The organism is Afipia sp. DC4300-2b1 (assembly GCF_049895725.1).
GTDB classification, from domain to species: Bacteria; Pseudomonadota; Alphaproteobacteria; order Rhizobiales; family Xanthobacteraceae; genus Afipia; species Afipia broomeae.
Map to the genome: position 1 here is coordinate 977,604 of NZ_JAFCSX010000001.1, position 15,833 is coordinate 993,436.

Annotated in this window: 13 protein-coding genes; 5 read left to right on the plus strand and 8 right to left on the minus strand. The window is 63.3% G+C overall.

Going from position 1 to position 15,833, the window contains the following annotated elements; all coding sequences use genetic code 11:
• The first annotated feature begins 66 nt into the window (after positions 1-66).
• The 5 genes from ACP7AL_RS04810 to trxA all read left to right on the plus strand — a co-directional run bounded on the left by ACP7AL_RS04810 (position 67) and on the right by trxA (position 8,542).
• A complete protein-coding gene (locus tag ACP7AL_RS04810; RefSeq protein ID WP_006023506.1) occupies positions 67-390 on the plus strand; it encodes a hypothetical protein in 324 nt (107 codons plus the stop codon).
• A 179-nt stretch (positions 391-569) separates the two neighbouring features.
• A complete protein-coding gene (locus ACP7AL_RS04815) occupies positions 570-1,292 on the plus strand; it encodes a nucleotidyltransferase family protein (protein WP_425989432.1) in 723 nt (240 codons plus the stop codon).
• A gap of 71 nt (positions 1,293-1,363) precedes the next feature.
• A complete protein-coding gene (gene addB, locus ACP7AL_RS04820) occupies positions 1,364-4,504 on the plus strand; it encodes a double-strand break repair protein AddB (RefSeq protein WP_425989434.1) in 3,141 nt (1,046 codons plus the stop codon).
• A complete protein-coding gene (gene addA, locus ACP7AL_RS04825; RefSeq protein WP_425989436.1) occupies positions 4,501-8,016 on the plus strand; it encodes a double-strand break repair helicase AddA in 3,516 nt (1,171 codons plus the stop codon). The genes addB and addA overlap by 4 nt, the downstream gene beginning before the upstream one ends.
• 205 nt (positions 8,017-8,221) lie before the next feature.
• Positions 8,222-8,542, plus strand: coding sequence for a thioredoxin (gene trxA, locus ACP7AL_RS04830; protein ID WP_006023502.1), 321 nt, complete (start codon positions 8,222-8,224; stop codon positions 8,540-8,542).
• Positions 8,543-8,600: 58 nt separating this feature from the next.
• Here the strand turns inward: trxA and ACP7AL_RS04835 are convergent, their stop codons facing one another.
• The 8 genes from ACP7AL_RS04835 to sppA all read right to left on the minus strand — a co-directional run bounded on the left by ACP7AL_RS04835 (position 8,601) and on the right by sppA (position 15,768).
• Positions 8,601-9,947: a bifunctional folylpolyglutamate synthase/dihydrofolate synthase gene (locus ACP7AL_RS04835; protein WP_425989439.1), complete on the minus strand. Its 1,347-nt coding sequence runs from the start codon at positions 9,945-9,947 to the stop codon at positions 8,601-8,603.
• Positions 9,944-10,861: an acetyl-CoA carboxylase, carboxyltransferase subunit beta gene (gene accD / locus ACP7AL_RS04840; RefSeq protein WP_425989441.1), complete on the minus strand. Its 918-nt coding sequence runs from the start codon at positions 10,859-10,861 to the stop codon at positions 9,944-9,946. Before accD ends, ACP7AL_RS04835 begins: the two co-directional genes overlap by 4 nt.
• A gap of 91 nt (positions 10,862-10,952) precedes the next feature.
• Positions 10,953-11,789, minus strand: coding sequence for a tryptophan synthase subunit alpha (gene trpA, locus ACP7AL_RS04845; RefSeq protein WP_425989443.1), 837 nt, complete (start codon positions 11,787-11,789; stop codon positions 10,953-10,955).
• Positions 11,786-13,003, minus strand: coding sequence for a tryptophan synthase subunit beta (gene trpB / locus ACP7AL_RS04850; protein ID WP_024921171.1), 1,218 nt, complete (start codon positions 13,001-13,003; stop codon positions 11,786-11,788). The genes trpA and trpB overlap by 4 nt, the downstream gene beginning before the upstream one ends.
• Entirely contained in the window at positions 13,000-13,680 is a 681-nt protein-coding gene (locus tag ACP7AL_RS04855; RefSeq protein WP_425989446.1) for a phosphoribosylanthranilate isomerase, read from the minus strand. The genes trpB and ACP7AL_RS04855 overlap by 4 nt, the downstream gene beginning before the upstream one ends.
• A 68-nt stretch (positions 13,681-13,748) precedes the next feature.
• Positions 13,749-14,156 carry a LapA family protein gene (locus ACP7AL_RS04860; RefSeq protein ID WP_425989448.1) on the minus strand — a complete coding sequence of 136 codons (408 nt, stop codon included), beginning with the start codon at positions 14,154-14,156 and terminating at the stop codon, positions 13,749-13,751.
• 153 nt (positions 14,157-14,309) lie between these two features.
• Complete coding sequence (locus ACP7AL_RS04865) at positions 14,310-14,618, minus strand: integration host factor subunit beta (RefSeq protein WP_006023494.1); 309 nt, start codon at positions 14,616-14,618, stop codon at positions 14,310-14,312.
• 172 nt (positions 14,619-14,790) lie between these two features.
• Positions 14,791-15,768: a signal peptide peptidase SppA gene (gene sppA / locus ACP7AL_RS04870; RefSeq protein ID WP_006023493.1), complete on the minus strand. Its 978-nt coding sequence runs from the start codon at positions 15,766-15,768 to the stop codon at positions 14,791-14,793.
• Between the last annotated feature and the right edge of the window lie 65 nt (positions 15,769-15,833).

The following is a 15,833-nucleotide window of genomic DNA, read 5'->3' on the forward strand; positions in this document are numbered from 1 at the left end:
CTGTGCGACGCTCAGCCCCGGCGATGCAACGCACGACATCGAAAGCAGCGAGCGGAGTAACAATTAATGGCAACGGAACGACGCGTGGGCGACCGCGTGGTTTTCGAGCGCGGTTTTGCAGCTCACCTGATGGGCATTGACGGAACGTGGCGGCGCAACTGTCTGGTCGAGGATATTTCCGAGACCGGTGCCAAGCTGACCGTCGAAGGCTCAGTCGAAGGCCTGAACCTCAAGGAATTCTTTTTGCTGCTGTCCTCGACCGGCCTGGCATACCGCCGCTGCGAACTGGCCTGGGTCAATGGTGAGCAGATTGGCGCGGGCTTCCTGAAGCCGGATGCCAAGAAAAAGCCTGCACGCCGCTCGGCCGGCTCGCAGATTGTGGAAGTCTGATTGCGCCCCGGGGGGCCAGAACTGCCGCCACCCCGTGAGTCGCACCGATGTCACAAAGTGCGACTACAGCCTGAGCAGCCAGCGCGCGGCGCCGATTCGGATGCTATGCTCGGCATCCACCCGACCTCGCAACCGGTCCTGAAAGGGGCTGCCGCGAACCAGTTGAGATAAACGCGCCGATGCCTGCCAAACCCGTCTCTGCCATGGTTCTCGCCGCCGGTCTCGGCGTTCGGATGCGGCCGCTGACGGACAACATGCCGAAACCGCTGGTATCGGTCGCCGGAAAACCGCTGCTCGATCATGTGCTCGACCGGCTTGCAGAAGTCAGCGTGACCACCGCCGTGGTCAACGTCCACTATCTCCCCGATCAGATCGTTCAGCATGTCAAAGGCCGCACGGCTCCGCGCGTCATCATCTCCGACGAGCGCGACGTGGTGCTCGGCACCGGCGGCGGCGTTGTGAAGGCGCTGCCCTTGCTGGGCGACGCGCCATTCTACCATCTGAACTCGGACACGATGTGGATCGATGGCGTGCAGTCAAACCTGGCGCGTCTCGCCGAGGCGTTCGATCCGGCGCGGATGGACATCCTGCTGCTGATGGCGCCGACCTCGCACAGCATCGGCTACTCTGGCTGCGGCGATTACGCCATGCTGACCGACGGCGCGCTGCGCAAGCGCAAGGAGCACCAGGTGGTGCCGTTCGTCTATGCCGGCGCTGCGATCATGTCGCCCGCGATCTTCAGGAATGCGCCCGCCGGCGAATTCTCTCTGACCAGGATATTTGACGACGCCAACGAGCAGGAACGGCTGTTCGGACTGCGGCTTGACGGCCTGTGGATGCATGTCGGGACCCCCGATGCGGTGCAGGCGGCCGAAGAAGCACTGCTCGCCAGCGTCGCCTGAAGCCGGGGTCAAGACTCCCCTCGTTCCCCCTCCGCGTGCCATGATGCCGCCGATCGCGAATCGGATAGTTCATGCGCGTTTTCAATGTTCCCTCCTCTGCGCCGTTTCTCCACACGGTCATCGCAGCGCTTGTCGACGGCCGGCTCGTCGAGGGATTTGACGCGCGCACAAATCCCGAGCGACTGGCCGACGTCACGCTGTATCTGCCGACCCGCCGCGCAGGCCGCATGGCGCGCGAAGTATTCCTCGATGTGCTGCAAACCGATGCCGTGGTGCTGCCGCGCATCGTCGCGCTCGGCAGCGTCGACGAGGACGAACTGGAGTTTTCCGACGATGGGCAACTTGGCGGCCCGGAAGCATCCTTGCTTCCGCCGAAACTGGACGATCTCGAACGCAGACTGACCCTGGCGAAGCTGGTGGCAGCATGGGCCAAGGTTCAGCCGTCGTCACTCGTCGTCGGCAGTCCTGCTTCGACACTCGCGCTGGCCGGCGATCTGGCACGGCTGATGGACGACATGGTGACACGCGGCGTCGGCTGGGATGCGCTCGACGGCATTGTGCCGGATGACCTCGATATCTACTGGCAGCACACGCTGAAGTTTCTCAAGATCGCAAAGGAAACCTGGCCGGATTATCTGAAAACCATCGACCGGATCGAGCCTGCCGCACGCCGCGACATGCTGATCGCAGCGGAAGCAAAACGCCTCAGGGCAAAGCAAAAGGGGCCGGTGATCGCCGCGGGCTCGACAGGCTCGATGCCGGCGACGGCTAAATTCCTGCACGCTATTGCCCAGCTCCCGCAAGGTGCGGTGGTATTGCCCGGCCTCGACACCGATCTCGATGACGCTGCGTGGGACTCGATCGGCGGCACCGTCGCTGCCGGCGATCTCATCGCGACACCCGCAGCCTGGAGTCATCCCCAGGTCGCGCTGCACGGCCTGCTTGCCCGGTTCGGCATCAAGCGGCGCAACGTCGAGCCGCTCGCAGCACCTGCTCCCCATGGCCGCGAGGTGCTCGCATCCGAGGCGATGCGTCCTGCGACATCGAGCGAGCAATGGCACGCACGGCTCGGCGACAAAGCTATTGCGCAGCAAATCTCATCCGGCATGGAAGGCGTGACGCTGATCGAAGCCGCCAATCCCGAGATGGAAGCGCTGGCGATAGCAGTGGCAATGCGCGAGGCGCGGGAACAAAATCTCACCGCCGCGTTGGTGACGCCGGACCGCGCGCTGGCGCGCCGCGTGATGGCGTCGCTCGACCGCTGGAAGCTCGAATACGACGACTCCGGCGGCGATTCCCTGATGGACACGCCGGCCGGCATTTTCGCACGGCTCGCCGCGCAAACCGCCGCGGAGGAGCTGGGGCCTCCGGCATTGCTGGCGCTGCTGAAACATCCGCTGTTCCGGCTCGGTCATGCGCAGGGTGCCTTTGCAAAGACGATCGGTGACCTGGAGCTGGCACTGCTACGCGGGACGCGGCCTGCTCCGGGAAGCGCCGGACTGAAGCAGGATTTTGCAACCTTCCGTAACAACATCGCCGAACTGCATCATTCAGATCCAAGGCGAACACTGTCCTGCGCCGATCTCGATGCGGTCGGAAGACTGATTGAACAATTGTCTACCGCGCTGTCGCCGCTCGAAGACATCCGGCGCGGCAAGCCGCACGATCTCATGGACTACGCCGTTCGCCACTACGACGTCATCAAACGCCTGTCTGTCGACAGCACAGGCAACCCAGTTGCGTTCGACGGCCCCGACGGCATCGCGCTGTCGAAAGCGTTTGACGATCTGTTTCAGGTGAGCGCGCCAACGAACAGCGAGCAGCCTTCGCCAAGCGGACTCGTGCTGGACCTCAGCGATTATCCCGACGTGTTCCAGACCGCTTTCGGAGACCGCATCGTGCGGCGGCCGCAACTGGCGGCATCGCGTCTTCGCATCTATGGTCCGCTCGAAGCCCGCCTCACCGAATGCGACCGTGTCATTCTCGGCGGACTTGTCGAAGGCGTGTGGCCGCCAGCACCGCGCATCGATCCATGGCTGAGCCGTCCGATGCGGCATCAACTCGGTCTCGATCTGCCGGAGCGGCGCATCGGACTGTCGGCGCATGACTTCGCGCAATTGCTCGGGACCCGCGACGTCATCCTGTCCCGGGCCGCAAAGGTCGGCGGCGCGCCTGCGGTGGCGTCGCGCTTCCTGCACCGGCTCGAAGCTGTGGCCGGAGCGAATTCGTGGAAGGACGCCACGGAAAAGGGCGCAACCTATGTCCGCTACGCCAATGAGCTGGACCGGCCCCAGCATGTCATGCCAGCGCCGCGGCCGGAGCCAAAGCCGGATGTCGCGCTGCGTCCGCTCAGGATGTCGGTCACCGAAATCGAGGACTGGCTGCGCGATCCCTACACCATCTACGCAAAGCGGATTCTCAGACTGACGCCTCTCGACCCGGTGGACATGCCGCTGACTGCGGCTGATCGTGGCTCTGCAATCCACGAAGCGCTGGGCGAATTCACGGGTCGGTTCGCAACCGAATTGCCAGATGACATTGCCGACGCCCTGCGGAAGATCGGCCACAAGCACTTCGCCCCCCTGATGGAGCGCCCGGAAGCGCGCGCGCTGTGGTGGCCGCGATTTCTGCGCATTGCCGACTGGTTTTCCGGCTGGGAAGCGCGGCGGCGGCTTGGTGTTTCCCGCGTCGATGCTGAAATCCGCGGCGAGATTCCCCTTCAGCTTGGCAACGGACGCACGTTCGTTCTCTCGGCCCGCGCCGACCGCATCGAGCATCGCACCGATCACACCTACGCCATCCTCGACTACAAGACCGGCCAGCCGCCCAGCGCCAAGCAAGTGCGCCTCGGCCTGTCGCCTCAATTGACGCTGGAAGGCGCAATCCTGCGCAAGGGCGGATTTGAAACCATTCCTGCGGGCTCCTCGGTCAGCGAGTTGGTCTATGTCCGGCTCAGCGGCAACAATCCGCCTGGCAAGGCGACTGTTCTGGAATTGAAGATCAACAAGAGCGATCCGCCGCAGCCGCCCGATGACGCAGCCGATCAAGCGCTGCAAAAGCTCGAAGGTTTGATCCGCACGTTCGAGAACAAGGATACGCCCTATCGCTCGGTCGTGCTGCCGATGTGGGAAAACCGCTACGGCAATTACGACGACCTGGCGCGCATCAAGGAATGGTCGGCCATCGGCGATGGACAAGAGGACATCGAATGAGTTCGCCTCGCCCCGACATTCCCGACGCCGTGCGCGATGCGCAGGCGCGTGCCTCCAATCCGGAAGCGTCAGCCTTTGTTGCGGCCAATGCCGGATCGGGCAAGACACATGTGCTGGTCAATCGCGTCATCCGTCTGCTGCTCAACGGCGTGCCGCCGGAGAAAATTCTCTGCATCACCTTCACCAAGGCGGCTGCAGCCAACATGGCGCAGCGTGTGTTCGAAACGCTGGGCCGCTGGGTGACGCTGCCGGACCGGCAGCTTGATGAAGCAATCCGCGCCGTGGGCGCGCCTCTCAATGCCGGCACCCGCCTGCGCGCGCGAAAGCTGTTTGCCAGCGCGCTGGAGACCCCCGGCGGTCTGAAGGTTCAGACCATTCACGCGCTCTGCACCCGGCTGCTTCAGCAATTTCCGTTCGAGGCCAATGTGCCGGCGCGCTTTTCGGTGCTCGACGACCGCGACCAGAACGACATGATGGAGCGCGCCAATCTTGCGGTGCTGCTTGAAGCCGCCCGCGCACCGGGCAGCGAGATTGGACGCGCCCTCAACATTGCGATGTCGGCAGCCGCCGATGTCACGTTCAAGGACGTGGTGCGCGAGGCTTGTCTCAGCCGCGACCACTTCATGGCGTGGTCCGACAGCACTGGCAGCCTTGACGCGGCAATGGCCCAGATCACGGCCGTGCTCGGGGTCAGCGCCAATGAGCGGATTGAGGACATCGAGCGCGAGATCGTCGATGGACCGAATCTGCCGCGGCGCGACTGGCCTGCGATAGCCGCGGCGTTCGATGGCGGCAGTCCTGCCGATATTTCCCAGGCCGAGCGCTTCCGGATCGCCCACGGCCTGACCGATCGCGCGCAGGTCGAAGCCTATCTCGATGTTTTTCTCACCGAGACAAAGGGTGTGATCGGCCCACGCAAGACGCTGATGACCAAAGCGCTCGCCAAGCTGCAATCAGTCTTCGCCGCACGGCTGGATACGGAGCAGACAAGAATTGTCGCTCTGGATGAAAAGCGCCGCGCGGTCATGCAGCGTGACCGCGCCTATGCGCTTCTTGTCATCGCCAGCGCAGTCGCTGCAAACTACCGGCGGGAAAAGCGCGAGCGCGGCCTGCTCGACTACAACGACCTGATCGACAAGACCTACGAGATGCTGACCAACGTCTCGTCCGGCTGGGTGCATTTCAAACTCGACCGCGGCATCGACCATGTGTTGATCGACGAGGCGCAGGACACCAGCCCCCGGCAGTGGGACATCATCGAGCGTCTCACATCCGAATTTACGTCCGGCGCAGGCGCGCGCGACGGCATCAAGCGCACGATCTTCGCGGTCGGCGACGAGAAGCAGTCAATCTTCTCGTTCCAGGGCGCAGCGCCGCGCGAATTCGACAGCCGCAAGCGCGATATCGAGAAGCGGTTCAAGGGCGCCAGGCTCGCCTTCGAGCCGGTCTCGTTCAAGCATTCGTTCCGGTCGGGCTGGACGATCCTCCAGTCCGTCGATTTCGTGTTTCGCGACCCGGCAATCTACAAGAGTATTCACGCGATCGAGAACGCGCATCCCATTCACGACGCTCTCAGCGATGCCGCGCCCGCGCTGGTTGACCTGTGGGAGATCGAATATCCCGACACGCGCGACGATATCGAAGGCTGGAGCGCCGCGTTCGACCACATCTCCGAGACAAGTCCCGAGGTGCGGCTGGCGCGGCGCATTCAGGCCGAAATCAAATCGCTGATCGCAGCCCGGACCATGACCGGTCCGCGCGGCAAACGCCGGCCGCTGCGTTATGGCGACATGCTGGTGCTGGTGCGGCGGCGTGGCAGAGCCTTTGACGCCATCATTCAGGCGCTCAAGCATGCGGGCCTCCCGGTCGCCGGCGCCGACAGGCTGAAATTCACCGAGCATATCGCGGTCATCGACCTGATGAATCTGGCGGATGCCCTGCTGCTTCCGCGCGACGACCTCGCGCTGGCGACCGCACTGAAGAGCCCGTTGTTTGGTCTCGATGATGATGACCTTCAGATCGTCGCACCTCATCGCAAAGGCACATTGCGCGATGCCCTGACCGAGCATGCCAAGACGAGCGAGAAGCTCTCGGCTGCAATGAGGCGGCTGGAAGATTGCGAGCAGCGCTTCGCTCATGAGACACCGTTCACCTTCTATGCGTGGCTGCTGGGCGGCGATCGCGGCCGCGCGCGCATTCTCGCGCGAATGGGGCCCGAAGCCGACGACGCGCTCGACGAATTCCTCGAACTCGCGCTGACCTATGAGCGCAAAGCGCCCGCCTCGTTGCAGGGCTTCATGGCATGGCTGCGCGCCGCCGATACCGAGGTCAAACGCGACATGGAAATCGCGCGCGACGAAATCCGTGTGATGACAGTTCACGGCGCGAAAGGGCTGGAAGCCCCCGTGGTGTTCCTTGTCGATACCACCACCTCGCCCGCGGACACCCAGCGCATGAACCTCATTCGCATGCCGCAGGGCAACGCCGCGCCGAACGCGCCCGCGGTCGTGCTCTGGGCCGGCAAGAAGGCGAACGATCTTCCCGCGGTCGCGGCCGCGCGCGCCGCCATGAAGGACGATACCGAGGATGAATACCGGCGGCTCCTGTATGTCGCCATGACGCGAGCGGCGGATCGCCTGATCGTCGGCGGTGTGCTGCCGGGTAACATGCGGGCGGTGCGGCAACTGTCCTGGTACGACCTGATTCAGAAAGGCCTGACCCATCCTGACCTTGGCCTGCAATGCGAAACCATCGAAACGGGCTTCGGACCGGTGAAGCGCTATTCGCGGCCACAAGATGTGCAGCCGCCTGCGGACACCGCAGCGCCAATCCAGGAAATGCTTGCGCTGGAACACTTCCCTGGCTGGCTGAGAACCGATGCACCGAAGGAAACGCCTGCGGATATCCTGCTGCGTCCATCCGATGCCGCAGAGAACGATACCGAAGCACACGCAACCGTAACCGACGAAACCCGCCTTGCGCGCGAGCGAGCGCTGAAGCGCGGAACGCTGATCCACCGGCTGCTGCAATCGTTGCCGGACGTCGCCACTGAGCGACGCGAAGGTGCGGCGCGCGATTTTCTCCAGCGCAATGCGCAGCAATGGTTCACGGACGACGAGCGCACCGCGCTGGCGCGGCAGGTCACGGCGCTGATCGCAACTCCCGCATTCGCGCCGCTGTTTGCCGAGGGCAGCCGGGCGGAAGTCTCGATCGCGGGCCGCGTGGCGAGGCGCGGACGACCGCCCGCGCTGGTGTCGGGGCAGATCGACCGTCTGGTGGTGACGCCGGATGAAGTGCTGATCGTCGACTACAAGACTAACCACGCTCCGCCGCAGGCCGCCGCCGAGGCACCGCAGGCCTATGTCCGGCAGCTCGCGCTTTATCGCGACGTCTTGCAGCGGCTCTATCCCGGCCGGCCGGTGCGCTGTGCATTGCTGTGGACAGAGACGGCCGCAGTGATGGAGATTCCGGCCTCCGCGCTGGACGCAGAGCTGCAATCGCTTGTTTCCTGAGCGTCACCTGCCGTCCAACCTTCGTCGTGGTCAGGAGCTAACCCCTTGAATCGGGACCGATTCCCGAGGCCCCCCCGCTTCGCAGCCGATGGAACACGTCCCGGTGACCAGCCTTGACCGCGCAAGGGTGCATTCATAGGTTGATCCTACGTTTTCAGCGCGCGATTCTAATATCCCGCGCCTTTCATCCAACGAGGCAGATCACATGAGTGTGGGTAAGGTTTCGGACACCGATTTCGATGCGGAAGTTCTCAAGGCGGACGGCCCCGTGGTCGTCGATTTCTGGGCGGAATGGTGCGGCCCGTGCCGCATGATCGCGCCCGCACTCGACGAGATCGCCGGCGCCATGGGCGACAAGGTCAAGATCGTGAAGCTCAATGTCGACGAGAGCCCGAAGACCGCTTCGAAGTACGGCGTGATGTCGATCCCGACCCTGATGATCTTCAAGGGCGGCGAGATGGCTTCGCGTCAGGTCGGCGCCGCGCCAAAGGCCAAGCTGCAGCAGTGGATCACCGCTGCGGTTTGATCGCGCTTCTGAGTTCATATTGAAACGGCCGGCGAAAGCTGGCCGTTTTTGTTTGGGCCTATTGCGGCAGCGTTCCGTTTTCCGCCAGCACATGTCCCGCCAGATACAGCGAGCCGGTAATGAGGATGCGCGGCGGCACGTCATAGGCGAGTTTGGCGATGGCGCGCAGCGCCGCCTCGACGCTTGACGCCGTCTCGACCCGCATGCCGAGTTGCCGCGCGCTGTCGGCCAGCACATCGGGCGGCATGGCATTGTCCTGATCGGGAATTCTGACCGCGATGATATGACGGGTCTGCCCGGCGAAGTTGGCGAGAAAGCCTCCGGCGTCCTTGTTGCCCATCATGCCCGCGATCACCACCAACGGACGCGACACCCGCTCCTCGAGATCGCCGAGCGCGGCAGCCGCCACGCGCCCGCCATCGGGATTGTGACCGCCGTCGAGCCACACCTCGGCGTCTTTCGGCCCGGCATCGACCAGCCTCCCCGAGGTCAGCCGCTGCATCCGCGCCGGCCACTCGGCGCGAGCGATACCTTGCTCAAAGGCCGAAGGTTCGAGCTTCAGGGACTCGATGGCGCGCAGCGTTGCAATCGCAAGACCGGCATTGTCGAACTGATGCCGACCGAACAGCCGTGGGGCCGACAAGTCCAGCAGACCGCGCTCGTCGGAATACACCAGCCGTCCGTGCTCGACGTTGACATGCCAGTCCTGGGTCGCCGCATGCAACGGCGCACGGGCGCGCTTCGCGGCCTGCTCGATCACGGCGGTTGCTTCCGCCGTCTGCTCCGCGCAGACCACCGGAACGTTTTTCTTGATGACGCCCGCCTTCTCGGTGGCGATCCTGATCAGCGTATCGCCGAGAAACTCGATATGGTCCATGCCGATCGGAGTGATGACGCTGGCCAGCGGCGCATCGATCACATTGGTGGCGTCAAGCCGTCCGCCGAGACCGACCTCCAGCAGCACAACGTCAGCGGGGTGTTCTGCGAACAGATGGAATGCCGCGGCGGTTTCGATCTCGAAAATGGTGATCGGCTCGCCGCCATTGACACGCTCGCAGTGATCCAGCGCATCGCGCAACTGATCGTCGGTCACGAGGACCCCGCCGCCCACCTTGCCGAGGCGAAAGCGCTCGTTGAAACGCACCAGATGCGGAGAAGTGTAGACGTGAACGCGCAGGCCCGCCGCTTCAAGGATGGCGCGCAGGAACGCCACCGTCGATCCCTTGCCGTTGGTGCCGGCGACATGAATGACAGGCGGAATACGCCGCTCGGGATGATCCAGGCGATCGAGGATGCGCCACATCCGGTCGAGCGTAAGATCGATGCGTTTGGGATGCAGCGACACCAGACGCGCAAGAATGTCGTCGTAGGAGCGCGATGGTTCCTTGGCCGCAGGTGATGTCACGCGGGCGACGCAGACGCAGGCAGATCGACAGGCAGCGGCGCGGTGCGCGCTTCAAACCCTTCGGCAGCCGGTGCCTTGGTCAGCAGGCGGCAGAGCCGCGCCAGCGTCGCGCGCAGATCATGGCGATGCACCACCATATCCACCATGCCGTGTTCTTTCAGATACTCGGCGCGCTGGAAGCCTTCGGGGAGCTTTTCGCGGATGGTCTGCTCGATAACGCGGGCGCCGGCAAAGCCGATCAGCGCGCCCGGCTCGGCAATCTGCACGTCACCCAGCATCGCATAGGATGCGGTGACGCCGCCGGTGGTCGGATTGGTCAGCACCACGATATAAGGCTGGCCGATTTCACGCAGCATCTGGATCGCGACTGTGGTCCGCGGCATCTGCATCAGCGAGAGAATGCCTTCCTGCATCCGCGCGCCGCCGGAAGCGGCAAAGATGATGAAGGGCGACTTCTTCTCGACCGCGAGTTCGAGGCCCTTCACGACGGCTTCGCCCGCCGCCATGCCGAGCGAACCGCCCATGAAGTCGAAATCCTGCACGGCGACCACGACGGCGTTGCCTTCAAGCTTGCCGTAGCCGACCTTCACCGCATCGTTCATGCCGGTTTTGGCGCGGGCATCCTTGATGCGGTCGGCATATTTCCGCTCGTCGCGAAACTTCAGCGGATCGGGCGTCACTTCAGGAAGCGCAACATCGTACCATGTCTCGTTGTCGAAGATCGACTTCAGCCGCGCGGTCGCACCCATACGCATGTGATAGTTCGAGCCGGGAATCACGAACTGGTTCTGCTCGACATCCTTGTAGAACACGAGCTGTCCGGAATCCGGACACTTGATCCAGAGATTCTCCGGCGTCTCGCGCTTGAGAATGCTGCGAATCTTCGGCCGGACAACATTGGTCAACCAATTCATGACGGGCTCCGTCTCGGTGAAATGGATATATGGACGTCCGGGCCATAACCAGCAACCCGGCTTTGCCCAAATATAGCTCTTGGCAAGCGCGCTATTCCGCCGCCTGTTTTGCGCCGCGCACGCCCTGCGCCAGCGCCGCTGCAAGATCGGCGACCGCCGGAACTGTCTTTGCCGTGGCTCGGCCCTCCGAATCCAGCGTCGCACGCAGGGCGTCGATCAATGCCGAACCTACCACGGCACCATTAGCCGCCTGCGCGATGCCGCGCGCGGCGTCCGCTGTGCGGATGCCAAAGCCGACACACACCGGCAACTTGGTATGACGCTTGATGCGCGCCACAGCGGCCGAGACCTGTGCGGTATCCGCGCTCGCCGAGCCAGTGATGCCGGTGATCGAGACGTAATAAACGAAGCCCGAGGTATTCGCGAGCACGGCCGGCAGCCGCTTGTCGTCGGTAGTCGGCGTGGCAAGGCGAATAAAATTCAACCCGGCCTTCATCGCGGGGATACAAAGCTCGGTATCTTCTTCGGGGGGAAGATCTACGATGATCAAGCCATCGACACCGGCGGACTTTGCATCCGCAAGAAACTTGTCGACGCCGTAGATATAGATCGGGTTGTAGTAACCCATCAGCACGATCGGTGTGGTGGTGTCGCCCGCACGGAAATCGCGAACAACGCCGAGCGTTTTCTTCAGCGTGGTGCCGGCCTTCAAAGCACGCAGACCCGCCGCCTGAATCGCGGGACCATCGGCCATCGGATCGGTGAACGGCATGCCGATCTCGATGATGTCGGCGCCGGCCTTCGGCAGTGCCTTGACGATCTCGAGCGAGGTCGCCAGATCCGGGTCGCCGCACATCACAAAGGTGACGAAGGCCGCGCGGCCTTCCTTCTTCAGTTCGGCGAAACGTGTGTCGATGCGCGTGGTCACTTCTTCTTGCCCTTCAGAATATCGCCGACCTGCGGCACGTCCTTGTCCCCGCGACCCGACATATTGACCACCATAAGATGATCCTTCGGCCGCTTCGGCGCGAGGTCCATCACTTTCGCAATGGCATGCGCCGGCTCCAGCGCCGGGATGATGCCCTCGAGCCGCGACAGCAACTGAAATGCCTCCAGCGCTTCATCGTCGGTCGCCGACAGGTACGTCACGCGGCCGGTCTCATGAAGCCAGGAATGCTCCGGGCCGATGCCGGGATAATCGAGACCTGCCGAAATCGAATGCGCGTCCTGGATCTGGCCGTCGTCGTCCATCAGCAAGTAGGTGCGATTGCCGTGCAGCACACCGGGACGCCCGCCCGCAATCGACGCCGCATGGAGCTGCGTCAGGCCATGACCCGCGGCCTCGACGCCGAAAATCTCGATTCCGGGATCGTCGAGGAACGGATGAAACAGCCCCATCGCATTGGAGCCGCCGCCGATGCAGGCAACCAGCGAATCCGGCAGACGGCCTTCGGCCTCCATCATCTGCGCCCGCGTCTCGGTGCCGATGATCGACTGGAAGTCACGCACCATCATCGGATACGGATGCGGACCCGCTACCGTGCCGATGCAATAGAACGTGTCCGCGACATTGGTCACCCAGTCTCTCAAGGCATCGTTCATCGCGTCCTTCAGCGTGCGCGAACCGGACTGCACCGGCACCACCTTGGCGCCCAGCATTTCCATGCGGATCACGTTCGGCTGCTGCCGCTCGACGTCGACCGCGCCCATATAAACGATGCATTCAAGTCCGAAGCGCGCGCACAGCGTCGCGGTGGCGACGCCGTGCTGGCCTGCGCCGGTTTCCGCGATGATGCGCTTCTTGCCCATGCGCCGCGCGACCATGATCTGGCCGAGTACGTTGTTGACCTTGTGCGAACCGGTGTGATTCAGCTCTTCGCGCTTGAAGTAGATCTTCGCGCCGCCGAGATGCTCGGTCAGGCGTTGCGCAAAATACAGCGGCGACGGACGGCCCACATAGTCCTTCAGATAGCCGTTCATTTCCTTCTGAAACAACGGGTCGGCCTTGGCGTCCGCATACGCCTTTTCCAGATCGAGGATCAACGGCATCAGCGTCTCGGCGACATAGCGTCCGCCGAAAATGCCGAAATGCCCGCGGTCGTCGGGGCCGGAACGGAAGGAATTGGGAAGTTGAACGCTCATACGCTGCTCGCAATCCTGGAAGATGTCATCGTTCGCTCCGCCTCACGCGCGGCGCGGATGAAAGCACGGATCATATCGGGGTCCTTGATGCCCGGCGCGCTTTCGACGCCGGACGATACATCGACGCCATTCGCGTGGGTAACACGAACAGCCTCGGCAACATTGCCGGCATTGAGCCCGCCGCCGACCATGAACGGAATTGCCAGCTTGATGTTTTCAAGCAGATGCCAGTCGAACGGCACGCCCAGGCCGCCAGGGCGGGTGGCATCCTTCGGCGCACGCGCATCGAACAGGATGCGGTCGGCCACCGCCGCATAGCCCGGAAGCTCCGCGAGATCGGCGGCCGTCGCCACCGGCAGCACCTTCATCACGGGCAGTCCGAATTTCTGCTTGATGTCCCGCACCCGCGCGATGCTCTCGGAACCGTGAAGCTGCAGCAGTCCCGGCTGCAATGCCTCGATGCAGTTTTCCAGCGACGCGTCGTCCGCATCCACGGTCAGCGCCGCCTTGACGGCGCGGCCCTTCGCCAGCCGGCCGAGCTCGCGTGCGGTGCCGAGGCTGATGTGACGGGGCGACGCCTCGAAGAACACGAAGCCCACCATGTCCGCGCCAGCGTCCAGCGCGACCTCAAGGGTCTCGCGCGTGGACAGGCCGCAAATCTTTACCGCGAATGACATGGTCTCATGACGTGGTTGGGCCGCAGATCGGCGGCCGGAAAACAGGCTTTGGAACAGCCGGGCGGGTTCTACAACGCCGCGCCCTGCTTGTCTCGCCCGATGACCAGGTAAGAGGGGGTCAGGCCGGGGCTGGCGCCGACCGGAACCTGGCTTTCGCCGTTTCGCGACGAGGCCAGCAGCCGCTCGCGCATTTCAGCCAGTTCGGCGCGGGCATGGCGCGCATCTGCCTCATGCTGCCGGGCCGCCCGGCGCCAGCGATACTGACCGAACCAGGTCGCGATGCCCCCCGCGACCACCCCAAAAATGGCAACGGCGATGATGACGACGAACAGCGGCAGCGAGACGCCCAGCGCCGGATCGCTGGAATTGAAGGGGTCGAATGACAAGGTGACGACGTGGCGATTGGCGACGGCAAACACAACAAACAGGATCGCAAGCGGCAGGATCACCAGGGCGTTGAAAATCTTGCGGAGCATGGTGCGCTCTCCCAGAGTGGCCGTTCGCAAGTCCGCATCATTCCCGCTGCCGGTCGGTTGCGCAATTGCGAACGGAAATACAGACGCGCAACATCCCGGCGGTTCGAAGAAACGGAAGCAACCGCCTTAAAACGATTGTATGGACCGGCCGGCTCAGGTCGCCGCCGCCGGATCCCCTGCGTTATCGCGGTTCAGCCGCTCACGCATTTCCTTGCCGGTCTTGAAGAACGGCACACTCTTCTGCTCGACGGGAACGTGCGCGCCGGTACGCGGATTGCGGCCCGCGCGCGCAGGGCGATGCTTGACCGAAAAAGCCCCAAAACCGCGCAGTTCGACGCGGTCACCGCGTGCGAGCGCTGCAACGATTTCGTCGAGAATTGCGTTCACGATGTTCTCGACATCCCGCTGATAGAGGTGCGGGTTATGCTCGGCGATGCGCTGAACGAGTTCTGATTTGATCATTAGGATGCTGTGCCCGTAACGTGCGGATAGACATTTCCGTGAAAAAGCCTTGAACTGTCAAGTCGCTAATTCAAAGTGTGACAAGGCTAAATCGCGTGACAAACGTCCAGTTTCGTTGTTGCAGCGGCAACCGCAATGCGGCGAAGAACGGCTGAAACCGGATTCATGACAGTCAATTAGATGATGACGGCTGCCACAGCGCCAGCATGCCATCGAGACCGAAGCGGTCGACCGCCTGGGTCACGCCGGATTGCTCAAGCTGGCGCGAAATCGCTCCAAGCCCGACCGCATCGAGCGCAACAGCCGCAGTTGCCCGCAGGAATGTCATGTCGCCAAAGCGCGGCGCGAGCTTGAAATCCTTCACGGGAACATCCGCTCCGACCTTCTTTTGTGCGACGAGCCATGCCACCGCGGTTTTCTCATCGCCGAGCTGATCCACCAGCTTCAGATCGACCGCCTGACGGCCCGTGAACACACGGCCATCGGCCACGGTCTGCAATGTCGCGTCATCCATATTGCGCCGATCCTTCACCAGTCCGCGGAACCAGGCGTAGGAATCCTTCACCAGCGCATCGAGCGCAGCGCGCGCCTCCGGACTGGTCGGCTCATAACCATTCGGCGCGGCCTTGAGCGGCGACGACTTCACCTCTTCAACCTTCACGCCGACGGTCTTGAGAAGATCGGACACATTCGGAATCTGAAACAGCACGCCGATCGAGCCCACCAGCGACGTCTGCTGAGCAATGATCTGGTCCGACGCCAGTGCAGCGATGTATCCGCCCGATGCAGCGAGCCCCTCCACCACCACAACCATCGGCTTCTTCGCCTTCAGGCGCATCAGCGCATCGAAAAGCTGCTCGGAGCCCGCCGTCGTGCCGCCCGGCGAATTGATATGCACAATGACAGCGGCGGCCGATGATTTTTCCAGCCGCTCGAGCGCCTCGACGCGGGTCTGATCGCTGCGGATCAGTCCGTCGATCTTCACGCGCGCGATCGCGCTCGATCCGGTAATCGCACGGCTCGCCGGTGAGGCCAGCACACCGACTGCAACCACCGCGGCTATCACGCCCAGCGCAGCCACCACACGCCAGAACGTCAGCTTGCGGCGAATGCGGCGGCGATCAACGATCACATCGGAATCGAGCGACATGGAATTTCTCCTCGGGCAAACCGTATTTTGCAAAGACCACGAAGGCGGCCAGCAGGAAAGTTATC